Origin of the sequence: Aeromicrobium yanjiei (assembly GCF_009649075.1) — a bacterium.
Classification (GTDB): Bacteria; Actinomycetota; Actinomycetes; order Propionibacteriales; family Nocardioidaceae; genus Aeromicrobium; species Aeromicrobium yanjiei.
The window spans coordinates 1,011,548-1,036,267 of sequence record NZ_CP045737.1 but is presented as its reverse complement, the minus strand read 5'-3'; the positions used below and the strand labels follow the sequence as shown (position 1 = coordinate 1,036,267).

At 70.5% G+C, this 24,720-nt stretch carries 23 protein-coding genes; 2 read left to right on the top strand and 21 right to left on the bottom strand.

The features are described from left to right. Window positions 1–6: 6 nt before the first annotated feature. From GEV26_RS05280 to GEV26_RS05245, 8 genes are all read right to left on the bottom strand, one after another. Complete coding sequence (locus GEV26_RS05280; RefSeq protein WP_153652089.1) at window positions 7–1,059, bottom strand: cytochrome d ubiquinol oxidase subunit II; 1,053 nt, start codon at window positions 1,057–1,059, stop codon at window positions 7–9. Further along, window positions 1,056–2,474: a cytochrome ubiquinol oxidase subunit I gene (locus GEV26_RS05275; protein WP_208431027.1), complete on the bottom strand. Its 1,419-nt coding sequence runs from the start codon at window positions 2,472–2,474 to the stop codon at window positions 1,056–1,058. Before GEV26_RS05275 ends, GEV26_RS05280 begins: the two co-directional genes overlap by 4 nt. A gap of 63 nt (window positions 2,475–2,537) precedes the next feature. Continuing rightward, complete coding sequence (locus GEV26_RS05270; protein ID WP_153652088.1) at window positions 2,538–3,692, bottom strand: saccharopine dehydrogenase family protein; 1,155 nt, start codon at window positions 3,690–3,692, stop codon at window positions 2,538–2,540. Between the two features lie 50 nt (window positions 3,693–3,742). After that, window positions 3,743–5,014: an ATP-dependent Clp protease ATP-binding subunit ClpX gene (gene clpX / locus GEV26_RS05265; RefSeq protein WP_153652087.1), complete on the bottom strand. Its 1,272-nt coding sequence runs from the start codon at window positions 5,012–5,014 to the stop codon at window positions 3,743–3,745. 149 nt (window positions 5,015–5,163) lie between these two features. After that, window positions 5,164–5,766: an ATP-dependent Clp protease proteolytic subunit gene (locus tag GEV26_RS05260; protein ID WP_153652086.1), complete on the bottom strand. Its 603-nt coding sequence runs from the start codon at window positions 5,764–5,766 to the stop codon at window positions 5,164–5,166. Then, window positions 5,763–6,338, bottom strand: coding sequence for an ATP-dependent Clp protease proteolytic subunit (locus tag GEV26_RS05255; RefSeq protein WP_153654977.1), 576 nt, complete (start codon window positions 6,336–6,338; stop codon window positions 5,763–5,765). The genes GEV26_RS05260 and GEV26_RS05255 overlap by 4 nt, the downstream gene beginning before the upstream one ends. A 125-nt stretch (window positions 6,339–6,463) precedes the next feature. After that, entirely contained in the window at window positions 6,464–7,237 is a 774-nt protein-coding gene (locus GEV26_RS05250) for an SDR family oxidoreductase (RefSeq protein ID WP_153652085.1), read from the bottom strand. Continuing rightward, on the bottom strand, window positions 7,230–8,417 hold the full coding sequence (locus tag GEV26_RS05245) for a phytanoyl-CoA dioxygenase family protein (RefSeq protein WP_153652084.1): 1,188 nt from the start codon (window positions 8,415–8,417) through the stop codon (window positions 7,230–7,232). The genes GEV26_RS05250 and GEV26_RS05245 overlap by 8 nt, the downstream gene beginning before the upstream one ends. Window positions 8,418–8,524: 107 nt before the next feature. Between GEV26_RS05245 and GEV26_RS05240 the strand changes: the two genes are divergently transcribed. Next, on the top strand, window positions 8,525–9,556 hold the full coding sequence (locus GEV26_RS05240; RefSeq protein WP_153652083.1) for a LacI family DNA-binding transcriptional regulator: 1,032 nt from the start codon (window positions 8,525–8,527) through the stop codon (window positions 9,554–9,556). A gap of 97 nt (window positions 9,557–9,653) precedes the next feature. Here the strand turns inward: GEV26_RS05240 and GEV26_RS05235 are convergent, their stop codons facing one another. Together GEV26_RS05235 and GEV26_RS05230 are read right to left on the bottom strand one after the other, a co-directional pair. Continuing rightward, window positions 9,654–10,439 (bottom strand): TIM barrel protein, encoded by a 786-nt coding sequence (locus GEV26_RS05235; RefSeq protein WP_153652082.1) that lies wholly within the window; start codon window positions 10,437–10,439, stop codon window positions 9,654–9,656. After that, on the bottom strand, window positions 10,436–11,443 hold the full coding sequence (locus GEV26_RS05230) for a Gfo/Idh/MocA family oxidoreductase (RefSeq protein ID WP_153652081.1): 1,008 nt from the start codon (window positions 11,441–11,443) through the stop codon (window positions 10,436–10,438). Before GEV26_RS05230 ends, GEV26_RS05235 begins: the two co-directional genes overlap by 4 nt. Window positions 11,444–11,547: 104 nt before the next feature. Between GEV26_RS05230 and GEV26_RS05225 the strand changes: the two genes are divergently transcribed. Beyond that, window positions 11,548–12,576: a LacI family DNA-binding transcriptional regulator gene (locus GEV26_RS05225; protein ID WP_243838938.1), complete on the top strand. Its 1,029-nt coding sequence runs from the start codon at window positions 11,548–11,550 to the stop codon at window positions 12,574–12,576. Here the strand turns inward: GEV26_RS05225 and GEV26_RS05220 are convergent. The 11 genes from GEV26_RS05220 to GEV26_RS05170 form a co-directional block, all read right to left on the bottom strand. After that, window positions 12,567–13,556, bottom strand: coding sequence for a Gfo/Idh/MocA family oxidoreductase (locus GEV26_RS05220; RefSeq protein WP_153652080.1), 990 nt, complete (start codon window positions 13,554–13,556; stop codon window positions 12,567–12,569). The two genes, GEV26_RS05225 and GEV26_RS05220, sit on opposite strands and share 10 nt — an antisense overlap. After that, a complete protein-coding gene (locus tag GEV26_RS05215) occupies window positions 13,553–14,704 on the bottom strand; it encodes a Gfo/Idh/MocA family protein (protein WP_153652079.1) in 1,152 nt (383 codons plus the stop codon). Before GEV26_RS05215 ends, GEV26_RS05220 begins: the two co-directional genes overlap by 4 nt. Beyond that, the gene (locus tag GEV26_RS05210; RefSeq protein WP_153652078.1) at window positions 14,701–15,579 is read right to left on the bottom strand and encodes an ATP-binding cassette domain-containing protein; all 879 of its coding nucleotides are present in this window, start codon (window positions 15,577–15,579) and stop codon (window positions 14,701–14,703) included. The genes GEV26_RS05215 and GEV26_RS05210 overlap by 4 nt, the downstream gene beginning before the upstream one ends. Beyond that, window positions 15,576–16,622 (bottom strand): ABC transporter permease, encoded by a 1,047-nt coding sequence (locus GEV26_RS05205; protein ID WP_153652077.1) that lies wholly within the window; start codon window positions 16,620–16,622, stop codon window positions 15,576–15,578. Before GEV26_RS05205 ends, GEV26_RS05210 begins: the two co-directional genes overlap by 4 nt. Window positions 16,623–16,684: 62 nt before the next feature. Next, a complete protein-coding gene (locus GEV26_RS05200; RefSeq protein WP_153652076.1) occupies window positions 16,685–17,668 on the bottom strand; it encodes a sugar ABC transporter substrate-binding protein in 984 nt (327 codons plus the stop codon). 34 nt (window positions 17,669–17,702) lie between these two features. Next, window positions 17,703–19,199, bottom strand: a complete 1,497-nt coding sequence (locus GEV26_RS05195) for a CoA-acylating methylmalonate-semialdehyde dehydrogenase (protein ID WP_153652075.1) — start codon at window positions 19,197–19,199, stop codon at window positions 17,703–17,705. Continuing rightward, window positions 19,196–21,121: a 3D-(3,5/4)-trihydroxycyclohexane-1,2-dione acylhydrolase (decyclizing) gene (gene iolD / locus GEV26_RS05190; RefSeq protein WP_153652074.1), complete on the bottom strand. Its 1,926-nt coding sequence runs from the start codon at window positions 21,119–21,121 to the stop codon at window positions 19,196–19,198. The genes GEV26_RS05195 and iolD overlap by 4 nt, the downstream gene beginning before the upstream one ends. Next, entirely contained in the window at window positions 21,118–21,987 is an 870-nt protein-coding gene (gene iolB / locus GEV26_RS05185; RefSeq protein WP_153652073.1) for a 5-deoxy-glucuronate isomerase, read from the bottom strand. Before iolB ends, iolD begins: the two co-directional genes overlap by 4 nt. After that, complete coding sequence (locus GEV26_RS05180) at window positions 21,984–22,877, bottom strand: Cgl0159 family (beta/alpha)8-fold protein (protein ID WP_153911664.1); 894 nt, start codon at window positions 22,875–22,877, stop codon at window positions 21,984–21,986. The genes iolB and GEV26_RS05180 overlap by 4 nt, the downstream gene beginning before the upstream one ends. Beyond that, window positions 22,874–23,824: a 5-dehydro-2-deoxygluconokinase gene (iolC, locus tag GEV26_RS05175; RefSeq protein WP_153652072.1), complete on the bottom strand. Its 951-nt coding sequence runs from the start codon at window positions 23,822–23,824 to the stop codon at window positions 22,874–22,876. The genes GEV26_RS05180 and iolC overlap by 4 nt, the downstream gene beginning before the upstream one ends. Further along, window positions 23,821–24,720 (bottom strand): TIM barrel protein, encoded by a 900-nt coding sequence (locus tag GEV26_RS05170; protein ID WP_243838936.1) that lies wholly within the window; start codon window positions 24,718–24,720, stop codon window positions 23,821–23,823. The genes iolC and GEV26_RS05170 overlap by 4 nt, the downstream gene beginning before the upstream one ends.

The following is a 24,720-nucleotide window of genomic DNA, read 5'->3' as shown; positions in this document are numbered from 1 at the left end:
TCGGGCCTATATGGTGGCGGATCCACCGCTCGGGCGGGGCGACGTCGAGTCGTGCTCGTCGTCTCTGCTCCACTCCTCGGTCTGGGTGAGCCAGAACAGGTAGGCCAGGGAGGGCAGGACGATGACGCCCGCGAGGGCGACCACGATGAGCAGGCCGATGAGGGTCGAGCGCGCACCTGCGGCGTCCTCGATCGTGACCTGGTCGACGAGCATCCACGGATACTGCGCGACGCCCCACCCGAGGATCACGGCCGCGACACTGACGGCCGCGGCGACCCGCGCGACGGCGTGGCGCCGCCGCCACAGCAGCAGCAGGGTGGCCGCGCCCGCGATCCCGGACACCACGATGAGCGGGGTCGCGACGCCGAGCAGACGATCGCTCAGCGTGGGCGCGTCGTGACGTATCGGCACCAGAGCCGCGAACACGATCCCCCCGGTCACGATGCCCACCCCCAGGGTCTTGACCCGCAGCCTCTCGGCGAGCGCCTCGTGGCCCGACCGCTGCGCGTCCGCGGTGAGGAACGTCCCGGCGAGGAAGATGCAGGCCCCGACCGCGATCACGCCTCCGAACAGCGACGTGGGGTGCAGCCATGAGTCCAGCACGGGGCCGTTGCCCTCGGCGGGCACCCGACCCGACGCCACCGCACCGGCCACCGCGCCGAGGAAGAAGGGGGTGATCAGCGACGAGCCCGCGAACACGGCCCCGAAGATCCGCGCCTGGGCGAGGGAGCCGGAGTACTTGCGGAACGCGAAGCTCGCTCCCCGCAGGACGATCCCGAGGAGCGCCAGGGCCAGCGGCAGGATCAGGGTCGTGGTGGTGGCCGCGAATGTCTCGGGGAACCCTGTCCACCACATCACCAGCACGTAGATCAGCCAGACGTGGTTGGCCTCCCACACGGGCCCGATGCTGTGGTCGATGAGCAGCCGCAGCTCGGCCCCCTCCTCGGCGCTGCCGGCCGTCAGATCGAAGAATCCCGAGCCGAAGTCGGCCCCGCCGAACAGGGCGTATGCAAGCACCCCGACGAACAGCGCCACGGCCACCGCGACTGCGAGGCTCATCGCCGGGACCTCTCGTCGGGCCGGGCCGCGGGAGGCCCGTAGGGCGCCGGGAGCTCCTCGTCCCCGGCACGCCATCGACGTGCCATCGACCGGAGCACGATGAACGCGCCGACCGTCATGCCGACGTACACCACGAACGCGACGGCGTAGCTCCACCACAGCCCGCTGCTCATGCTGGCCGCGTCCTCGGTGCGCAGCACCTGCCACACGGTCCACGGCTGACGCCCGACCTCGGTCGCGACCCAGCCGCACTCGAGCGCGACGACCGCGAGCGGACCCGCGACGACGGCGAAGCGCAGGAACCATCGGTTGCCGGTGAAGTCATGACCGCGCCAGCGGGCGAACCAGAACGCGACGGCCGCGACGAGCAGCAGCGAGCCGATCGCCACCATGACCTGGAACGCGACGTGGGTGATGTTCACCGGCGGCTGGTCCTCGAGCGGGATCGTGTCGAGCCCCTGCACCCCCTTGGTGAACGAGTTGCGCGCGATGATCGAGCCGAGTCGGGGGATGTCGAACGCCCAGCGCACCTCGCCGTCGATGAGCAGGCCACCCAGGCGCAACGGTGCGGGGCTCTCGGTCGTGGTCGCGAGCTCGAACGCAGCGAGCTTCGAGGGCTGGGTCTCCGCGAGGCGCAGGCCGAGGAGGTGGCCGATGACCGGCTGGAGCACCGAGGCGACCGACGCGAAGACGAACGGAACCGTGAACCCGAGGCGGTGGTGAGCGTCGCGGCGGCCCTTCAGCATCCCGGCCGCGTAGACGCCCGCGACGACGAAACCGACCAGCATGAAGGCGCCGACCCACATGTGCGCGAACTGCAGCCACACCCCGTCGTTGAACATCGCCCGCCACGGGTTGACGTCGGTGACCTGCGCGGGCGTCGTCCCCGTGGCCGGGACGAACGTGAACCCCGTCGGGTTGTTCATCCAGGCATTGACCGCCACGACGCAGAACGTGCCCACCACGCCCGCGATGGCCATCGGGATCAGCATCATCAGGTGACGCCGTGGAGGCATCCGGTCCCAGCCGTACAGGTAGATGCCGAGGAAGATGGCCTCGACGAAGAAGGACAGTCCCTCGAAAGCGAACGGCAGCCCCAGGACGTCGCCGAACGGACCCATCAGACCGGGCCAGAGCAGACCCATCTCGAAGCTGAGGACCGTGCCGGACACGGCACCGATCGCGAACAGCACCGCGGAGACCTTGGCCCACCGCCGCGCCAGGCCGAGGGCCACGGGGTCGTTCCTGACGATCCCTCGGCGGTGGACCACGAAGATCATCGTCGGGAACGCGACGCCGAAGCACGCGAGGATGATGTGCCACCCGAGCGACATGGCCATCTGCTGCCGGGCCGGGAGCAGCCCGGGTGGCCCGTCAGCGGACGAGAGGGCGCTGAGGACCTCGTTCAGGTACATCGCTCCACGCTACGCCCGCCGTTCCGCCCCGTACAGGGACGAACGGACGTGGCCCCGGCGCCGCTACAACGTCCGGAACGTGATGCCCGCGGCCTGCAGACGCTCGATCAGCGGATCGCCCATCGCGACGGCCGTGGTCGTCTGCCCCGAGACCTTGGGCACGTCGTCGAACGCGAGACAGAGGGCCGACTCGCTCAGCATCTTGGCCGTCTCGGTGTAGCCGGGGTCGCCGCCGCTGACCTGGGTCGTGACGGTCCGGCCGCCGCCCTCGCCGATCAGCCGCAAGGAGAACCACGATGCCTCGCGCTTGGCCTCGTCGGGGCCGTCGCCCTGGTCGCGCAGCTTGAGCAGCAGCGAGCGGGTGGGCCGCAGCTGCGCCCCCGCCACGACCACCGCGGCCCCCGCGAGGGTGCCGGCAAGCATCGGCAGCTTCTTGAACTGGGCGAAGTGCGAATAGGTGAACGCGGGTCCGTAGCGGTCCAGCGACCGGGCGGACCGCAGGACGATCTGCGGGTCGATGGTCGGCAGCGGCAGGGCCCAGCCCTTGCCTCCGGCGCCGCGGCCGATCGTGCCGCCGCCACCGCGGACCGTGCGCCCCTCGGGACGCGGCTCGTTCTTCCTGCGCTCGGCAGCCGCCGCGGCCGCCTGACGGATGCGCGAGAACGCACCCACGGCGGAGTGGTAGGTGCCGCCCGAGGCGGTGCCGCCGGCACGGATGTAGCCCTTGACGTCGATCGGCACGCCCTCGGGCAGCTGCTCGACCGTGTAGAGCACGCCGAGGTCGTACGGGATCGAGTCGAAGCCGCACGCGTGGACGAGGCGCGCCCCGGTCTCCCGCGCCACGGCGTCGTACTTCAGCCACATGCGATCGACGAACTCCGGCTCGCCCGTGAGGTCGACGTACGCGATGCCGGCCTCTGCCGCCGCCTTGACCGCGGGCTCGCCGTGCTGGACGTACGGACCGACCGTGGTCGCGAGCACACGCGTGCTCCGGGCCAGGGCGGACATCGAGTCGGCGTTGCCGATGTCGGCCGAGATGATCTCGGGTCGGACGCCACCGAGGGCCTCGACCCGCTCGGCGACCTGCTCGAGCTTGGCCTGGTTGCGTCCGGCGATTGCCCACGTCCCGCCGGGCGGGAGGTGGGTGCCGAGGTACTCGGCGGTGAGGGCCCCGGTGAAGCCGGTGGCACCGAGCAGGGCGATGTCGACGGAAGTCATGGGCTCAACCTACCGGCAGGTAGCCGGGGTCGGCATCGCGAGACGACAGGCTAGGAGGCCTTCTTGGCGACCTCGTCGTGGGTGAGGATCTGCGGTCCCTCGTCGCCGGAGACGGTTGCTGCGGTCACGACGACCTTGGCGACGTCCTCGCGGCTCGGGATCTCGTACATCACCGGCTCGAGCACGGCCTCGATGATCGAGCGCAGGCCACGAGCGCCGGTACCTCGCTCAAGGGCCAGCTCGGCCATGGCCTCGCTCGCCTCCTGGCTGAACTCCAGCTCGACGCCGTCGATCTCGAACAGCCGGACGTACTGCTTGGTCAGCGCGTTGCGGGGCTTGGTGAGGATCGCGACCAGCGCGTCCTTGTCGAGGTTGTCGACCGCCGCGATGACCGGGAGGCGACCGATGAACTCGGGGATCAGGCCGAACTTGAGCAGATCCTCGGGCAGCACCTTGGAGTAGAGCTTGTGCGGCTCGACCGCGGCACCGATGTCCTGCTTGGACGTGTTGAAGCCCAGGCTCATCTTGCCGCTGCGGCCCTCGATGATCTGGTCGAGACCGGCGAACGCCCCACCCACGATGAACAGCACGTTGGTGGTGTCGATCTGGATGAACTCCTGGTGCGGGTGCTTGCGGCCGCCCTGCGGCGGGACCGAGGCGGTCGTGCCCTCGAGGATCTTCAGCAGCGCCTGCTGGACGCCCTCGCCGGACACGTCACGGGTAATCGAGGGGTTCTCGCTCTTGCGGGAGATCTTGTCGACCTCATCGATGTAGATGATGCCCGTCTCGGCCTTCTTGACGTCGTAGTCGGCCGCCTGGATGAGCTTGAGCAGGATGTTCTCGACGTCCTCGCCGACATAGCCGGCCTCGGTCAACGCCGTGGCGTCGGCGATCGCGAACGGCACGTTGAGCATGCGCGCCAGGGTCTGCGCGAGGTACGTCTTGCCACAGCCCGTGGGGCCGACGAGCAGGATGTTGGACTTGGCCAGCTCGACCTGGTCGTCCTTGCTGCGCGCACCCGAGGCCTGTGCCTGGACGCGCTTGTAGTGGTTGTAGACCGCGACGGCCAGCGACTTCTTGGCGCCGTCCTGACCGATCACGTAGCCGTTGAGGAAGTCGAAGATCTCCTGGGGCTTGGGCAGCTCGCCGAGGCTCAGCTCAGCGCCTTCGGCGAGCTCTTCCTCGATGATCTCGTTGCACAGATCGATGCACTCGTCGCAGATGTAGACACCCGGCCCGGCGATGAGCTTCTTGACCTGCTTCTGACTCTTTCCACAAAAAGAGCACTTCAGCAGATCGGCTGTTTCACCAATGCGAGCCATGCGGGAAATCCCTTCGTACGGTTGCTGCCTACGTCGCCCGGTCGGGCCGGAATGCGACCGAGACGACGTCAGCCTCCACCGTAGCGGCGAAAGCCCCCGTCGTCTCGGTCACCGCACCGGTTGTCATGGTGCGTCTTGCCGAGGTGCTGCTAGATCGCGGGGACCTTCAGCGTGTCGAGCACCTCGTCGACGAGGCCGTACTCCACCGCCTGCTGGGCAGTGAGGATCTTGTCGCGGTCGACGTCCTTGCTGATCTCCTCGATCGGCTTGCCGGTCGCGTCGGCCAGCATGCGCTCCATCAGCTCACGCATGCGGAAGATCTCGTTGGCCTGGATCTCCAGGTCCGAGATCTGGCCGCCGGTGCCCTCGGTGTAGGGCTGGTGGATCAGGATGCGGCTGTTGGGCAGCGCGAGACGCTTGCCCGGCGTACCGGCCGCGAGCAGGATCGCAGCGGCCGAAGCGGCCTGGCCCAGGCACAGCGTCTGCACGTCCGGCTTGATGTAGCGGATCGTGTCGTAGATCGCCGTGAGCGCCGTGAACGAGCCACCGGGGCTGTTGATGTAGATGCTGATGTCGCGGTCGGGGTCCATGGCCTGCAGCGACATGAGCTGCGCCATGACCGCGTTGGCGACGTCGTCGCTGATCGGGGTGCCCAGCATGATGATGCGGTCCTCGAACAGCTTGGTGTAGGGGTCGATGCGACGGAAGCCGTAGCTCGTGCGCTCTTCCCACTGCGGGATGTAGTAGCTCATGTGATGTCTCCTGCGCTCGAGACCACGTGGTCGATGAGGCCGTACTCCTTGGCCTGCTCCGGCGTGAACCACCGGTCGCGGTCGGAGTCGAGCTCGATCTGCTCGACCGACTGGCCGCTGTGCAGGGACTGCAGCTGGTTGAGCTGCTTCTTGAGCAGGACGCTCTGCTCAGCCTGGATCTTGATGTCGGAGGCGGATCCGCCGATGCCGCCCGAGGGCTGGTGCATCATGATGCGCGCGTGCGGCAGGGCGTAGCGCTTGCCGGCGGTGCCTGCGGCGAGGAGGAACTGTCCCATCGACGCGGCCAGGCCCATGCCGAACGTCGCGACGTCGTTCGAGATGAACTGCATCGTGTCGTAGATCGCCATGCCCGAGTCGACGGAGCCGCCCGGGGAGTTGATGTACAGGTAGATGTCCGCCTGCGGGTCCTCGGCGTTGAGCAGCAGCATCTGCGCGCAGATCGCGTTGGAGTTGGAGTCGCGAACCTCCGAGCCGAGGAACACGATGCGTTCCTTGAGGAGTCGCTGGTAGATGTGGCCGTCGAGATCCGAGGGGCCGGCCTCGCCGGCCATCCTCGGCGACAGTGGGCTGGAGCTGTCCGATGTGTTCACGTGTCCCAACCTAGACGGGAGCCGTGAGGAACACACGCGAAAACACGGCTGTTCGCTGACAGCGTGACGGCGCGCCGCCGCCGTGCTCAGTCCAGGCCGCCGATGACCTGCTGGTCCCAGTCGATGACCGAACCGGTGACGACACCGCTGCGCTCCGACAGCAGGAGGACGACCAGGGCAGCGACGTCGTCGACCTGTCCGAGCTGCCCCATCGGCAGCGAGGAGCCCGCCTTCTCCACCCACGTGTCGTCCGCGTCGTGGAACTCGCGTTGCACGACGTCCTCCCCCTCGGTCTCGGTCCAGCCGATGTTGACGCCGTTGATGCGGATCCGGTCCCAGCGGTGCGCGTGGGCCGCATTGCGGGTCAGCCCCACGAGACCGGCCTTGGTCGCGGAGTACGGCGCGAGGTGCGGCTGCCCGCCGTGCGAGGACATCGTCGAGATGTTGACGATCGTGCCCGGCTCGCCGCGGCGGATCATGTCGCCCACGGCCGCCTGCATCATGAAGAACGGGGCCTTGAGGTTGACCGCGACGTGCTGGTCGAACAGCTCGGGAGAGGTGTCCAGCAGGCTGCCGCGGCTCGTGAGCCCCGCGGCGTTGACCAGGCTGTCGATGCGCCCGTGACGTCGGATGGTCTCGGCCACCGCATCCCTCGCCTGCTCGACGTCCGCGACGTCGCACCGGACGTACGACGAGTCGCCGCCGAGATCCCTGACGAACGCCTCGCCGACGTCGGGGCGTCGACCGGTCACCACGACGGTGGCGCCCTCGCGCAGCGCGGCCCGGGCGATCCCGCCACCCACCCCTTGCGTGCCGCCACTGACCAGCAGGACCCGACCTGCGAGCAGCGGCTCAGACATCGGTGCGGCGGCGGTCGGCGTACGCGTCGAGCGCGGCGTCCACCTGCGCGGGCGGCCAGCCCTCGTCGAGCGCCTGGTGCAGCAGCTCGGCCTGCGAGAGCGGGGTCAGGCCCCCGATCGGCTGGTCGCGGTCGAGGTTGGTCGGGAACGGATAGCCCTCGGCGGTCGCGGCGATCGCGTGGGCGAGGTCGGCCGCGCCCGTGCCGCCCGCGCGGCGCTCAGCGAGGACGGGATAGACGGCCTTGGACATCCGCCCACGGTCGACGGCCTCCATCGCCCGGCCGAAGCCCGACGACACCTGCAGCAGGTTGGCCATGCGCTGGACGTCGACCGACACGTTGGTGCCGGCGCCGTGGAACAGCGCGGGGTTGAAGAACGCCGCGTCGCCCTTCGCGAGCGGCAGCTGCACGTGGTGCTCGGCGAAGTAGTCCTTGAACTCCTCGAGCCGCCACGCGAGGTAACCGGGGACGTACTTGTGCGAGTGCGGCAGGTACATCGTGGGACCGCTCTCCACCGGCATGTCGGAGTGGGCCACCGCCCCCTGCAGCGTCAGCACCGGGGACAGGACGTGCACGTGCGCGGGATAGCGCTCGACGACCTCGTTGGACAAGAAACCGAGGTGGTAGTCGCGGTGCGGCTCCTGCGCCACACCGCCGGGACGAACGACGTTGACCTGCGAGGTCATCTGGTAGCCCGGGCCCAGCCACGCCCGGGAGATCAGCGCCAGGACGTCGTTGGCGTAGTAGTCGACGAACGCCTCGGGGTCGCGGACCGCGAGCTTCTCCAACGCGTTCCAGACCCGGCTGTTGGCGCCGGGCTTGGCGAAGTGGTCGCCCGGCGCGGTGCCGGCGGCGCGCTCGTCCTCGATGATCGCGTCGAACACGGCGGTCACCCGGTCGACGACGGCCCCGTCGGTGAACGCACCCTGGAGCACCACGATGCCCGGGCCGTCGCTCAGGGCGCGGGCGAGCTCGCCCTCGACCTCGACCACGCCGTCGGGGGTCGCCGCGGCGGCTCGCAGCGACGCCGAGTCGTACACGAGGACGCCCTGCTCGAGGCGGTCCGCGCGGGGGTACGCGGCGAGGTCGGTGGTCGCCGACACGACGGACGCGAAGTCGTCGATGTCGCAGTCGGCCTCGCTCAGGCGCGGCGCGTGCGCGCCGTTCGTCATCGCGGTCATGGTGCTCCTCGGGTCGATGTCTGATCCCCGACGCTAGTGCTCGGCGTAGGCTGCTGGGAGGTGAAAACACCTCAAGAACACCTCACGACGAGACCCCGGGAGGCCGGATGGCGCACCCGTACCGCCTGCGCGAGATCGCCCAGCAGTCCGGTTTGAGCCTCGCGACCGTCGACCGGGTCGTGAACCACCGTCCCGGGGTGAGGCCGAGCACCGTCAAAGAGGTCCAGCAGGCGATCGCTGAGCTCGACCGCCAGGCCGGCCAGGTACGGATCGCGGGACGAACCTTCATCGTCGATCTCGTGATGCAGACGCCCGAGCGCTTCTCGAGCGCCGTGCGTGCCGCCCTCGAGGCCGAGCTGCCCCACCTGCGGCCGGCCGTCGTGCGGTCGCGGTTCCACCTGCAGGAAGCGAGCTCGGTCGCGGACGTCGTGCGTACGCTCGCGCGCATCGCCCGGCGGGGGTCCCACGGCGTGATCCTCAAGGCGCCCGACGCACCCGAGGTCGTCGCGGCGGTCGACGACCTCGTCGAGCGCGGCATCCCGGTGGTGACCCTCGTGACGGATCTGCCGGGAAGTCGGCGCGTGGCGTACGTCGGCATCGACAACCACGCGGCAGGGGCCACCGCCGCATATCTCGTCACGCAGTGGGGCGCGCGGGGCTCGGTGCTGATGACGCTCAGCAGTGCGGACTTTCGCGGCGAAGGCGATCGGGGAGACGGCTTCCGACGGACGATGGCCGCTCTCGCGCCCGGGCGAGTCGTCCGCGAGGTGGCCGGCACCGACGGCCTCGACGCCACGATGCTCCGAGCCGTCACCCGGGCGCTCGTGGCGGACCCGTCGATCGACGCGGTCTACTCGATCGGCGGCGGCAACGTCGCGACGCTCGACGCATTCGCACACGCGGGCCGGGAGTGTCGCGTGCTCGTCGCGCACGACCTCGACGACGACAACGCCGTGCTGCTGCGGCAGCATCGACTGTCGGCGGTGCTGCACCACGACCTCCGCGACGACATGCGGCGCGCATGCCGCGCGGTCATGCAGGCCCACGGCGCGCTGCCGGGCCCGATCCGCTCCGTGCCCTCGCCGGTCCACGTCGTGACGCCCTACAACGCCCCCGCCGCCTTCCACCCCCACCGCTGAGGCGCGCCTCCGGTCCGCCGAGGGGAGCCTCTCGTACGCCGACGGGACGTCCCGGAGGCACGCGTCAGCGGACCGGAGGCACGCGTCAGCGTGGGGGTCAGAGGGTGAAGGCGTCGCGGAAGCGGGTCAGGGCCAGGTCCGAGCCTGCGGTGCCGGGCTGGGAGGCGAAGGCCTCCATCGCGATGACCCCGTCGTAGCCCGCATCGGCGAGCACCTGCGCGACGTACGACCAGCGGACCTCACCGGTGCCCGGCTCGCAGCGCCCCGGGACGTCGGCGACCTGCACCTCGCCGACGTGCGGGACGGCCCGCCGGATCAGCTCCGCGAGGTTCCCCTCGCCGATCTGCGCGTGATACAGGTCCAGGTTCATCTTCAGGTGCGGGCTGTCGACCGCGCTCACCAGTGCGAGCGTGTCGGCCGCCTTCGCGAACGGGACGCCCGGGTGGTCGACCTCGGTGTTGAGGTTCTCCAGCACGAAGGTCACGCCGTGCCTCTCCCCCAGCTCGGCGACGCGCGAGAGCGTACGCACGGCGGCGAGCCACATGTCCCCGGTCACGACCTCGACCGGCAGGACGGGGATGCCGCCCTCCCCCAGGCCGGTCCCGTGCAGGTTGAGCGACGGGCACCCGATGGCCTGGGCGAACGGGATCGACTGCTCGGCGGTGCGCAGCAGGTCGTCGGCGCCCGCAGGGGTCACCAGGTCGCCCGTCACGTAGCCGGTCATCGAGGTGAACTCCGCGCCGGCCGCGACCAGCGCGTCGGCGTCCTTCTGCGTCCAGTCCCAGATCTCGACCGCGAAGCCGGCGTCGCGGATGCGCGCGACCCGCTCGAGGTGCGGCAGATCCGTGTAGACCATCTCCGAGCACACCGCGAGACGGCTCATCGGGCCACCTCCGCACGGCCGCCGGAGGTCATGGAGTCGATGCACGCCTGGGCGATCGCGAACGCCGCGAACGCGTCGTCACCGGTCACGGACGGCTGACGCCCCTCCCGGACGGCGTTCGCGAGCTCGGCGAGCTCGCCGGTGTACGCGTCGATCAGCAGGTCGGTGTCGCTGTGCGCAGTCGTGGCCAGCCGGCCGGCCGCGTCGTGCAGACGCAGGGACGACTGCGCGCCCTCGCCCATCGTGACCATGCCCTCCGAGCCGAGCACCTCGCCTCGCACGTCATAGCCGTACGTCGCGGCGAAGCTGGCCTCGGCGGTCGCGATCGCGCCGTTGTCGTAGCGGATGACCACGGTCGCGTGGTCGAGCAGCGTCGGGTGGCCGGGGGCGGTCAGCGAGCCGGCCGTCGCGACGACGTCCACGGCGCGGGCCCCGGGGTTGAGCCAGTTGAGGGTGTCGAAGTCGTGGATCAGCGTCTGGGTGAAGATCGTCCACTCCGGGACCGCGTCGGGATCGGCCGGCCCGCGGCCGGGGTCGCGGGTCAGCGAACGCAGCTGCCGAACGGTCCCGAGCCGTCCCGACGCGATCGCGTCGTGGGCGGCGACGAACTCCCGGGCGAAGCGTCGGTTGAAGCCGACCTGGAACGCGACCCCGGCGCGGGCCGTGGCCGTACGGGCGGCGTCGATCTCGTCCAGGCTCATGCCCGCAGGCTTCTCGCTGAAGACGTGCTTGCCCGCCTCGGCCGCGGCCACGATGAGCCCCGCATGCGCGACCGACGAGGCCGCGATGACGACCGCGTCGATGTCGTCCGCCGTCAGGACGTCCTCGACGGACGTCTCGCCGCGGGCACCGAGCGGCTCGGCGACCGCGGCGGCGGCGCCGGGACGAGGGTCGGCCACGGCGACGAGAGTCGCCTCAGGGACCCGGCGGGCGATGACCGACGCGTGCGAGGCGCCGATGCGGCCGGCCCCGATCAGGCCGATGCGGACAGGGGGAACGAGCATGAGGATTCCTTCGAAACTAGAACGTTCTAGATGACGAACGATAGACTGCCCCCACCACCGGGTCAACTGCTCCCGGGCAGTCTCACCAGCGGAGAGGACGAGGCGTGCCGGACCAGCCACCCCCGCGTCCCCCGGGCTCGCGGCCGACCCTCGCCCACGTGGCCCGCGAGGCCGGCGTCTCGACCGCCCTCGTCTCGATCGTGATGCGCGGAGCGCCCGGCGCGAGTGACGCGACCCGCGAGCGCGTCCGCCGGATCGCCGACAGCATGGGCTACGTCCGCGACGAGCGCGCCCGCAAGCTCCGCCAGTCCAGCTCGCGCCTGATCGGCGTCACGTTCGACCTGCAGCAGCCCTTCCACGGCGATCTCGTGGAGCACCTGTACGCGGCCGCCGCCGCCCGTGGCTACGATCTCGCGATCAGCGCGGTCGCCCCGACCCGCGACGAGGACGTCGCGATCCAGGCGCTGCTGCGCGAGCGGTGCGAGGTCGCGGTGCTGCTCGGGTCGATGCTCGACGACGAGACCATCCGGCAGGTCTCCGCGACGGTCCCGGTGCTGCTCGTCGTCCGCGACGGCGCGGCGGCGGGCGTGTCGTCGGTGCGCAGCGACGACGTGACCGGGGTCGGCCTCGCGGTGGACCACCTGATCGGCCTCGGGCACCGGCGGATCGCGCACGTCGACGGCGGCACGGCTCCGGGCGCCGCGGAGCGCCGGGCGGGCTTCCTCGCTGCCGTACGACGCCACGGTGCGCAGGACTCGTCCCGCGTGGTGACCGGGGGTCTCACCGAGCAGGACGGCAGCCGTGGGATGCGCGAGCTGCTGGAGTCCGCCGACCCGCCCACTGCGGTCGTCGCGTTCAACGACCGTTGCGCGGCAGGCGTGCTCGACCACCTCGTGCGCTCGCGCGTGGACGTGCCCGGCGACGTCTCCGTGACGGGCTACGACGACTCGCGCCTGGCCATCTCACCGCACGCCCAGATGACGACGGTCTCGCAGAACCCCGAGGAGATGGCCGAGAGCGCGGTCGCCGGTGCCCTCGACCTGGCGCAGGGCGGTCAGCCGCGCCAGGTCGTCCTGACCCCGCACCTCATCGCCCGCGAGACCACGGCCGCCGCCCGCGAGACTCAGGCATAGAGCGTCGGCCGGTCCTTCAGGATCACCGGCTCCCGCGCACCGGACGCGAGCGAGGCGACGCCCGCCTCCGCGACGGCGTTGGCGACGTAGCCGTCCCACGCGCTCGGGCCCGAGGTCGTGCCCGTCAGCGCCTCCGCGGCCCAGGTCGACAGCTCGATCCGGTAGGCGTCCGCGAAGTGCGCGACGAAGTCGTCCCGCACCGGCACGCCGTCGACACCGGCGACGCGCGTGCTGACCGGCGACGAAGGCGCCAACGACGCGGTGCCCTGGGAGCCGACGACCTCGCACCGCACGTCGTACCCGTAGCCCGCGTTGACGAAGACCTCGGCGGTGACCATCGCCCCGCCGCGCATCCAGATCGTGGCGAGCTGCGGATCGCGGAAGCCCTCGACGATCGGCGACTCCACCCGGATCGAGGCTATCTCGTCGTCGAGCAGCCACGCGACCGTGTCGAGCTCGTGGATCATCGAGCCCGTGATGAGACCCGCGTCGTCGGTGCTGGTGCTGCTCGAGGCGTTGCGGTGGATCGCGTGCACGAGGCGCACCTCCCCCACGACACCGTCGGTGATCGTGCGGCGGAGCGCGACGAACCCGGGATCGTAGCGACGCATGAAGCCCACCTGCAGCAGCCGGCGACCACCCGCCGTCTCGGCCTCCACGACACCGTACGCCTCGTCGGCCGTGACGGCCAGCGGCTTCTCGCACAGCACCTGCTTGCCGGCCGCCAGGCAGTAGCGGACCAGGTCGGCGTGCGTACGATCCGGGGACGCGATGATGACCGCGTCCACGTCGGAGGAGTCGACCAGCTCCTCGGCCGAGCCCATCACCTCGGCCCCCACCGGGGACGCAGCGGCGTAGGCGGTGTCGCGGTTGAAGTCGTAGACCGCCGAGACGCGCGCTGCCGGCACGCTCGAGGAGATGGTCCTGATGTGGTCGGCACCCATCGCACCCGCACCGATGACACCCACACGAAGGCTCACAGGGTGACCCACTTTCGTTCGTCTGCGGAAAGGATCATCGCATCGACGACCCGGGCGGCGGCCAGCGCGTCGTGGATCGTGGCGCCGACGGGCTTGCCCGTCGCGATCGACTCGACGAGGCGGCGCGCCTCCACGACCTTGAGGTCGTCGAACCCGATGGGGTTGTTGGTGCCGGGCTGGAACGCGCTGAGCTCCCCGTCGCCGGGACCCGCGTACTGCGTGGCGTAGAACGCGTTGAGGTAGTCCTGCCCCTCGCACACCCGCAGCTCGTTCATCCGCCGGAAGTCCCACGCGACCGCGCCCCGGGTGCCGTGCACCTCGAAGCCGTACGTGTTCTGCTCCCCCACCGCGGTGCGGCTGGACTCCAGGATCCCCCGCGAGCCGTCGGCGAGGCGCAGCAGCGCGCTGACGTAGTCCTCGTTCTCCACGTCCCCGAGCTCGCCGGCGCCCCTCTCGTAGTGCATGGCTCCCGGCAGCGCCGCCCGCCGCTGCGGGATGAACGTCGCCCGGTCCACCACGAGCTCCTCGATCGGCGCGACGACGTGCTGCACCAGGTCGGCGGCGTGGCTGACCAGGTCGCCCAGCACCCCGCTGCCGGAGAACTCGTTCTGGAACCGCCACGACAGCGCCGCGTCCGGATCGGCCGAGTAGTCGGCGAGGAATCGCACCGTGGTGTGCTCGACCGTGCCGATGCGACCCGACGCGACGATCGAGCGGGCCCGCTCGACGGCCGGGACGTTGCGGTAGTTGAAGCCGGTCGCAGCCTGGACGCCCGCGGCCTCGACGGCTGCCGCGATCTGCGCGGTCTCGGCCGAGTCGCGACCTGCGGGCTTCTCGACCCACAGGTGCTTGCCCGCCTGCGCCGCGGCGACCGCGACGTCACGGTGGATGAAGTTGGGCCCGGTCACGCAGACCAGGTCCACCTCCTCGTGCGCGACCAGCTCACGCCAGTCGCTCAGCAGGTGCTCGAAGCCGTACGCCGCGGCGGCCCGCTGGGTGCGGTCGTCCGGCGCGTTGTCCGCGACCGCCACGAGGCGGGGGCGCAGCGGTGCGTCGGGATAGTGCTGGAGCAGACGGGACAGGGCACGTGCGTGCACCTGGCCCATCCACCCGAATCCGACGATGCCGACGCGAAGGTCGTTCGTCACGTGGCCTCGGCCTTCAGCTCCTGTGCCAGCGAGGACTCGGGGCCCATGGTCTTCTCCAGCTCGTGGGCCAGCGACTCCAGCTCCGCGCCGCCGGCCATGGCCGACGTCAGCTCGTCGAGCGTCATCTCGCTCTTGGGGAAGTCGCCCATGCTCTTGCCGCGACGCAGCAGCATGAAGCGGTCGCCCACCGGGTATGCGTGGTGCGGGTTGTGGGTGATGAACACGACGCCGAGGCCACGATCGCGCGCCTTGGCGATGTAGCGCAGCACGACGCCGGACTGCTTCACGCCGAGAGCGGCGGTGGGCTCGTCCAGGATCAGCACCCGCGCGCCGAAGTAGACGGCGCGGGCGATCGCCACGCACTGCCGCTCGCCGCCGGAGAGCGTCCCGATGGGCTGCTCGACGTCGCGCAGGTCGATGCCCATCGCGGCCAGCTCGACCTTGGTGATGCGCTTCATCTCGTCGATGTCGAGCTTGCGGAACGGGCCCACGCCCTTCGAGAGCTCGCTGCCGAGGAAGAAGTTGCGCCACACCGGCATGAGCGGGACGACCGCGAGGTCCTGGTAGACCGTCGCGATGCCGAGCTCGAGCGCCGCGCGGGGGCTGGACAGCGTCGTCGGCTCGCCGTCGATCAACAGCTCCCCGTCGGTGTGCTCGTGCGCACCGGCCAGGATCTTGATGAACGTCGACTTGCCAGCGCCGTTGTCACCCAGGACGCAGGTGACCTCGCCTGCGCGGACCGACGTCGAGACGTCGCTGAGCGCGATGATGTTGCCGTAGCGCTTGCCGATGCTCCGGACCTCGATGATCGGGGTGCCGGGCGCCGGAGGCACGGCCGCCGTGGTGACGGGTGAGGATGCTGTCTTCTTGCTCATCGTGCCAACTCCGCTCGTTTGCGAACCCATTCGTTGAGGAGCACGGCCACCAGCAGCATCACGCCGAGGAAGGCGAACAGCCAGTCGTTCTCCCAGCCGCTGTAGACGATGCCCGCGTTGACCATGCTGTAGATCAGCGCACCGAATGCGGCGCCGATCGCCGATCCGTAGCCGCCGGTCATCAGGCAGCCACCGACCACGGCGCAGATGATGTAGATGAACTCCTGGCCGACGCCCGTGCCGGCCTGCACCGTGGAGGTGCGGAACACGAGCAGCATGCCGACCAGCCAGCCTGCACCGGCGGTGGTCATGAACAGGCCGACCTTGGTCTTGAAGACCGGGACACCGACCTGGCGGGCGGACGTCTGTGCGCCGCCCACGGCGAAGATCCAGTTGCCCACGCGCGTACGCAGCAGGACCCACGTGGCCAGGGCCGTGACGCCGAGCCACCAGAAGACCGAGATGCGCAGCTGGCCGCCGGCGGCCGAGCCGTTGATGTCGATCGAGCCGCCGAAGACGGCCTGCGCCTGGTCGTAGAAGGGCACGTTGCTGAGGCCCTGGATCGCGACCTGGCCGATGAGCGCCTTCGTGCCGGCGAGGTTGACGCCCTGGAGCACGAAGAACGTCCCCAGGGTGACGATGAAGCTCGGCAGCCCCGTGCGCATCACGAGGATGCCGTTGACCAGTCCGATGAACAGCGCGATCGCGAGGGAGACGAAGATCGCGGCCCAGACGTTGAGCCCGTACTCGGTCGTCAGGATGCCCACGACGAGGCCGGTCGTTCCGGTGATGGCACCCGCGGAGAGGTCGAACTCACCGCCGATCATCAGGAGCGCGACGGCGACCGCCATGATGCCGATCGTCGATGCCCCGGACAGCCACGTCGCCACTCCCTGGGACCTGGCGAACGTGTCGGTGCTGACCGCGAAGAACACGAAGATGACGACGGCCGCGGCCAACGCGCCGATCTCCGGACGTTTCATGAGTTTGGTGAGGGTGGACGTCCGCGCGATGCGCTCGTCTCCCACGGTGGCTGTCGCCATGTTCTGCTCCAATGTCGGGCTGGTGGACCCGGGGCCCGGACGGGCCGGGCCCCCGGGTCAGGTCAGCGGGTTCCGTTTGCGGCGAACTTCAGGACCTCGTCGGCGTTGTCCTTGGTGATGAAGGCCGGGCCGGAGTTGACCGGCTGGCCGCCGCCGACATCATTGCCGTTGACGTCCTTGAGGTACAGCGTCGTGACGCCCAGGAAGCCCTGGACGTACGGCTGCTGGTCCACGGCGAACGTGATCTTGCCGTCCTGGATGTTCTTGATGACGTCCTCGGAGAGATCGAAGGTCGCGACCTTCGCCGAGCTGCCGGACTCCTCGACCGAGCCGACCGCGTCGATCGCGTACTGGCCGCCGAGGGTCAGGACGGTGTCGATGCTCTTGTCGGTCTGCAGCTTGGAGGTGATCGTGGCCTGGACCGCGCTGTCGTCGGTGCCGTCGACCTGCAGGTTGGAGATCTTGCCGCCGAAGGTCTCGGCGACCGCCTTGCAGCGCTCCTCCAGACCGACGTTGCCGGCCTCCTGGATGACGCAGATGGCGTTCTTGGCGCCGTCCGCCTTCAGACGCTCGCCCACGGCCTCGCCGGCGATGGTCTCGGTCTGACCGATGTGCGTGATCGCGCCGAACTCCTTGAAGCGGTCGACGCCGGAGTTGATCGTCACGACGGGGATGCCCGCCGCGACGGCCTTCTTGATCGCGTCCTCGAGCCCGTCGGGGTTGGCCATCGACACCACGATGCCGTTGTACTTGTCGGCGACCGCGCTGTCGATGAGCTGGGACTGCTGGGCCGGATCGGGATCTGCGCTGTACTTGATCTCGACGCCGTAGTCCTCGCCGGCCTTCTCGGCGCCGGACTTGACCCGGTCCCAGAACGCGTCACCCGGGCCGCTGTGGGTGATCACGGCGTACTTGAGGTCCTTGGCGTTGTCCTTGGTCGCGTCGTCATCCTTGCCGGTGCCGCTGCAGGCCGCGAGCAGCGAGCCGACCACCACGGCGACGCCGGCGAGCCTCAGCGCCTTCTTCTTCGATGTGACTGTCTTCATCAGTGCGTTCCTTGTCTTCACGTGAGACCCGACGTCATTGAGCCGTCGGGAAGTTGAGCTGGGCGAGTGATTCCTCACTGACGTGCGGCCACCGCGTGGTGACCACCTTTGCCTGTGTATAGAACCGCACTCCTTCGGGACCGTGGATGTGGTGGTCCCCAAAGAGCGAGTCCTTCCAGCCTCCGAAGGAGTGGAAGGCCATCGGGACGGGGACCGGCACGTTGATGCCGATCATGCCCACCTGGACCTTCCTTTGGAAGGTTCGTGCCACCTCACCCGAGGAAGTGAACACTGCTGTGCCGTTGCCGTACGGATTCGAGTTGATGAGCTCGAGGGCGGCTTCCAGCGTCGGAACCCGCAGCACGGTCAGCACGGGTCCGAAGATCTCGTCGGTGTAGACCGACATGTCGGTGGTGACGCCGTCGAGCAGCGAGGGGCCCACGAAGAAGCCTTCCTCGAACTCCTCGACGACCAGGTCGCGGCCGTCCACGACGACCGTGGCGCCGTCCGCCTCGCCCTGACCGATGTAGTCCACGACCCGGTCGCGCGCCGCGGCCGTGACGACCGGTCCCATCTCGGCGTCCGGGTCGGTGCCGACCGACACCTTCAGGTCGACGCTGCGCTCGCGGATCTTCTCGACCAGCGCATCCGCGACCGGGCCGACCGCGACGACGGCCGAGATCGCCATGCAGCGCTGGCCCGCCGAGCCGTAGCCGGCCGCGACGATGTGGTCGGCGGCGAAGTCCAGGTCCGCATCGGGCATCACGACGGCGTGGTTCTTCGCACCGCCGAGGGCCTGCACCCGCTTGCCGGTGCGCGAGGCGTTCTCGTGGACGTACCGTGCGATCGGCGTGGAGCCGACGAACGAGACACCCGCGATGTCGGGGTGCTCCAGGATCGCGTCGACCGCGACCTTGTCGCCGTGGACGACGTTGAACACCCCGTCGGGCAGCCCGGCCTCGGTGTAGAGGCGAGCCACCAGGTCGGACGCGCCGGGCACCCGCTCGGACGGCTTGAGGATGAACGTGTTGCCGGTCGCGATCGCGACGGGGTGCATCCACAGCGGGACCATGATCGGGAAGTTGAACGGCGTGATGCCGGCGACGACGCCGATCGGCTGGCGGAACGTGTGGGAGTCGACACCGCCCGAGACGCTGTCGCTGTACTCGCCCTTGAGCAGCTGCGGGATGCCGCAGGCGAACTCGACGACCTCACGACCGCGGACGACCTCGCCGCGGGCGTCGTCGAGCGTCTTGCCGTGCTCGGAGGAGATGAGGGCTGCGAGCTCGTCCTCGTGCTCGACCAGCAGCTGGCGGAAGGCGAACATGACCCGCGAGCGTGCGGTCACCGACGTCTCGCCCCACGTCTCGAACGCGGTCCGCGCGGCCTGCACCGCCGCGTCGACGTCACCTGCGGTCGCCAAGCGCACCTGCGACTTCGCGATGCCGCGCGCGGGGTCGTACACGTCGCCGAAGCGGTCGCTCTCGCCCTCGAAGCTTCGTCCACCGATGTAGTGGTTGTACTGCGTCATGATCGATCCTTCGTCTCGGAGGCCGGCGTCAGGAAGGGACGCTGGCGGGTCTTGTGCTCGTCGTACGTCCGACGGGCCTCGCGGGTCGAGTCGAGCGCCGACACCTCGGCGACCGGGACGTCCCACCACGCGGGGCTGTCGGGGGCGGGGACCAGCGGGTCGGTCTCGACGTGGATGACCGTCGTGCGAGTCGACTCCTTGGCCTTCAGCACCGCGGCGCGGAAGTCCTCGATGCCGGAGGCCGACAGCACGTCGGCGCCGAGGCTCGCGGCGTTCGCCGCGAGGTCGACCGGCAGCTTGTCGCCGTCGAGGCCGGTGTCGGTGCGGTAGCGGTACGCGGTGCCGAAGCGCTGCGAGCCGAGCGACTGCGACAGCGCCCCGATCGAGGCGTAGCCGTGGTTCTGCACCAGCACCACGATCACCTTGACTCCCTCGGCCACGGCCGTGACCAGCTCGGTGTTCATCATGAGGTACGAACCGTCTCCGACCATGACGAACACGTCGCGCGCGTCGTCCGTGTCGAGCGCGGCCATCTTGACGCCGAGGCCGCCGGCGATCTCATATCCCATGCAGGAGAAGCCGTACTCGACGTGATAGCCCTTGCGGTCGCGTGTGCGCCACAGCTTGTGCAGGTCGCCGGGCATCGAGCCGGCCGCGCACACCACCACGTCGCGCGGATCGGACAGTTCGTTGACCGCGCCGATGACCTGCGACTGGATCGCGAGCCCGTCCGCGACCTGCGGGGCGCCCTCGCCGTCGTACGCGCGCTGGACGATCGCGTCCCACTCCCGGGCCAGCTCGGTGGCGCGGGCGGTGTGCGCGGGATCGGCGGTCCAGCCCTCGAGGGCCGCGGTCAGCGCCGTGAGCCCCTCTCGCGCGTCGGCGACGAGGCTGACCGCGGAGTGCTTGTGCGTGTCGAACGCCGACACGTTGAGGTTGACGAACGTGACGCCGTCGCCCTGGAAGACCGTGCGGGAGGCCGTCGTGAAGTCGCTGAACCGGGTGCCGACGCCGATCACGACGTCCGCGTCCTCCGCCAGCGCATTGGCCGCGGTCGTGCCGGTCGAGCCGATCGCGCCCACCGACTGCGGGTGGTCGTACGGCAGCGCGCCCTTGCCGGCCTGCGACTCCCCGACCGGGATTCCGGTCGCCTCGACGAATGTGCGCAGCGCGTCGTTGGCCTGCGAGTACGTGACGCCGCCGCCTGCGACGACCAGCGGCCTGCGGGCCGACCGGATCGCGGCGACGGCGCGGGCGAGCGCGGAGGGCTCCGGCACGGGGCGGGCGACGTGCCAGACCCGCTTGGCGAACAGCTCGTCCGGGAAGTCGTACGCCTCGGCCTGCACGTCCTGCGGCAGTGCGAGCGTCACGGCGCCGGTCTCGGCCGGGTCGGTGAGGATGCGGGTCGCGTGCAGCAGGGCCGACGCCAGCTGCTCGGGACGGTCGACCCGGTCGAAGTGCACCGACACGGGGCGGAACACGTCGTTGACCGACAGATCGCCCTGCTGGGTGTTCTCCAGCTCCTGCAGGACGGGGCTCGCGACGCGCGTCGCGAACGTGTCGCCGGGCAGCAGCAGCACCGGGAGCCGGTTGATCGTGGCCAGGGCCGCGCCGGTGACCATGTTGGTCGCGCCGGGACCGACCGACGCCGTGACCGCCATGGCCGCGAGCCGGTCGCGCTGGCGGGCGTACGCCACCGCGGCGTGCACCATGGCCTGCTCGTTGCGGCCGTGGAAGAAGCGCAGGTGCGAGGGGTCGCCGGACTGCTCGCGCTCGAGCAGCGCCTGGCCCACGCCTGCGACGTTGCCGTGGCCGAAGATGCCCCAGCACCCCGCGAAGAACGGCTGCTCGACTCCGTCGCGCGAGGTGTACTGGGCCTCGAGGAAGCGGACGGTCGCCTGTGCGACGGTCAAGGTGGTCATGAGTGCTCTTCCTTCCCGAACGGGAGGCGGGGGTCGACGGCCTGGTCGGCCCAGGTGTCACGGACCCATGCGTGTGCCGGATCGTCACAGATCAGCCAGGCCCGTTCCTCGCCGGGACCGGCCATGACGTTGAGGTAGTACAGGTCGTAGCCGGGGGCGGCCATCGACGGGCCGTGCCAGCCGTGCGGGATGAGGACGGCGTCACCGCTGCGCACCTCCGCGGAGATGTCGATGTCGGCGTCGGCGTGGCCGTAGACCCGCTGGAAGCCGATGCCCGGACCGGCCGGGCCGTCCGCGACCTCGAAGTAGTAGATCTCCTCGAGCCGGGTCTCGCCGTCACGCTCCTGGTCGTGCTTGTGCGGCGGGTAGGACGACCAGTTGCCGCCGGGGGTCAGCACCTCGCACGCGATGAGGCGGTCCGCCTCGAGCACGCCCGGGACGCCGAAGTTGTTGACCTGGCGGCTCGCCTGGCCCGCGCCGCGCATCTCGACCGGCACGTCGCCCGCTGGGAGGTACGCCGGGGCGAGGCGGTTGCCGCAGCGGGCCGAGGCCAGCGCGAAGCGTCCACCGGCGGCGGACGAGATGCTCACGTGGGCGTCCCGCGGGGCGTAGACGACATCGCTCGGGCCGTCGAACACGCCGGTGCGCCCGAGCAGCGTGAACGACTCGCCGTCGACCGTCAGCTCGGCCGCGCCGCCGAGCGACAGCACCATGTGCTCGGAGTCGCCGGTCTCGATCTGCTCCGACTGGCCGGGGGCCAGCACCAGGATCCTCAGGCCGCTGTGCTCCCAGCCCGCGGACTCGGGCGTGACCTCGAGGGCGTACGGCCCGGTGGCCGCCTCGCCCGCTCGCAGCACCAGGCTCATGCCGTCATCATCTCCACGGTGGCGTCCACGGCGTCCTCGACGTTGCCGCCGGGCGGGAAGAGCAGGGACCGGCCCACGACCATGCCGCGGACGGCCGGGCTCGCGAGCGCCTTGGACCAGGTCGCGAACTGGGCGTCCTGGTCGCTGGAGACCTCGCCGCCCAGCAGCACCACCGGGAGGGTGGACGCGGCGAGGACCGCCTCCATGTCCTCGACGACCGGGAGCTTCAGCCAGGTGTACGCCGAGGTGGGCGCGAGACCCGCCGCGACGGTCGCCGAGCGGATGACCGACTCGGTGGACAGGTCGTTGCGCATGCGGCCGGACTCGTCGCGCCCCGAGATGAACGGCTCGACCATCGCCATCACGCGGTGCTCGGCGAGCTCGGCGACGGCCTGCGCGCAGGCCTGCATCGTCGCGGGGGTCGCGGGATCGTCCGGGTCGATGCGGAACAGCATCTTGCCGCCCTGGTAGCCCGCCGACGCGATCGACCGGGCGTCGTACCCCGTGAAGCGGTCGTCGATCTCGAAGGTCGTCCCGGCGAGGCCCCCGCGGTTCATCGAGCCGATCACGACCTTGCCGTCGAGCGCGCCGAGCAGGAGCAGGTCCTCCACGACGTCCGCCGTGCCGAGGACCCCGTCGACGCCGGGCCGGTCGAGGGCGCGGACCATGCGGCTCAGCAGCTCGGCCCGATCACCCATCGCGAGCGGGTCGTCGCCGGCGCGCAGTGCGCCGCGAGCAGGGTGGTCGGCCGCGACGAGCAGCAGCCGTCCGGTGCTGCCGACGAGTCCGGCCGGCTGGGTGCGCGCGGCGGCCATCTCGGCGACACGCTCGGGGTGCTCGGCACGGATCGTGACGAGCCCCGCGATGTCCTGGGCGGTGACGGCGGTCATCGGACCCTTCCTTGGGCGAGAACGGTGTCGACCTGGTCGACGGTGGGCATCGCGTCGGCGCACGACAGCTGGCCGGCGACGTACGCCCCGGCCGCGTTGGAGAACGAGAGCATGCGGTCCAGGTCCCATCCGTTGAGCAGGCCGTGGACCAGCGAGCCGCCGAATGCGTCGCCCGCGCCGAGGCCGTTGACGACGTCCACAGCGACGGGCGGGACCACGACGGACTCCTCACCACGGACGCCGAGCACACCGGCCGGGCCCTGCTTGACGATCGCGAGCTCGATGCCGAGGCCACGCAGCGCCTTGGCGGCGGCCTGCGGATCGGTCTCCCCCACGGCGACCTCGCACTCCTCACGGTTGCCGACGGCCACCGTGACGTGCGGAAGTGCCGCCTGCACCTGGGCGGTGGCCGAGGCGGCGGAGTCCCAGAACATGGGGCGGTAGTCGAGGTCGAGCACGGTGATCCCATTCTTGCCGCGAGCCTCGAGCGCTGCGAGGGTGGCCTCCCGGCTGGGCTCCTGCGACAGGCCCGTGACCGTCGCCCAGAAGACGTCCGCGGCGCGGATCGCGTCGAAGTCCAGCTCGTCCACCGAGATCTCCAGGTCGGGCGCCTTCGGCTCACGGTAGAAGTAGAGCGGGAAGTCGTCCGGCGGGAAGATCTCGCAGAACACGACCGGGGTCGGCAGCCCCTCGACCGGCGTGACGTACTGGTCGTCGACGCCGAACTTGACCAGCTCGGCGTGGATGAAGCGGCCGAACGGGTCGTCGCCCGTGCGGGTCACGATCGCGGAGCGGTGGCCGAGGCGTGCCGCGGCGACCGCCACGTTGGTCGCGCTGCCGCCGAGGAACTTGCCGAACGACGTGACGTCCTCGAGGCCGACACCGATCTGCTCGGGATAGATGTCGACGCCGACGCGTCCCATCGCGATGAGCTCGTGGGCGCTCATGCGAGAGCCGCCCTCACGAAGTCCAGGCACGAGCGGACGTCCGCGACGGGCCCCTCACCCTCGGGGGCACCGTTCTTGAACATCACGTCCTGCTCCAGCACGTACCAGCCGTCGTAGCCGTGCGTGCGCAGGGCGGCGATCATCGCGCTGATGTCGACGTCGCCCTGGCCGAGGACCCGCCACATGCCGGCGGCGACGGCGTCCGCGAACGCGACCTCGCCCGACACGACCCGCGCGGCGGCTGCGGCGTCGACGTCCTTGAGGTGCACGTGCTTGACGCGGGAGAGATTGGCCAGCGTGATCGCGACGGGGTCGGCGCCTGCCGCGGCCAGGTGGCCGGTGTCGATGCACAGGCCGATGCGCGAGCCGTCCAGGACGCGCTGGACCTCGCCGGCGTCCTCGACGACCGTGCCGATGTGGGGGTGGATCGCCGCGACGACGCCGCGCTCGAGCGCGTGGGCGGCGATGCGGTCGAGGTTGGTCAGCAGCGTCTTCCACTGCAGCTCGTCGAGGACCGGCCGGGCGTCGTAGCCCTCGACTCCTGTCGACGCGGCGAGCACGACCACGCCGGCGCGGGCGGCCAGGCAGGCGTCGATGTACGCGTCGACCTCGGGCATGGGGTCGTGCGCGGGATCGTGCAGGAGGATCGGCAGGAAGCCGCCGACCGCGTGCATCCCGTAGCTGGCCAGGAACTCCGCCTTCTCCTGCGGGTCCTCGGGCAGGAAGCCGTCGGGACCGAACTCGGTCGCGCTCAGCCCGAGGGACTGCATCTCGGTCAGGACCCGCTCGGCGGGCATCTGGTAGCCCCAGTCGGGCACTTCGCACACGCCCCACGAGATCGGCGCACCGGCGATGCGTACGGGGGTCAGGCCCTGGGGGTCAAGGGTCGTCGACAC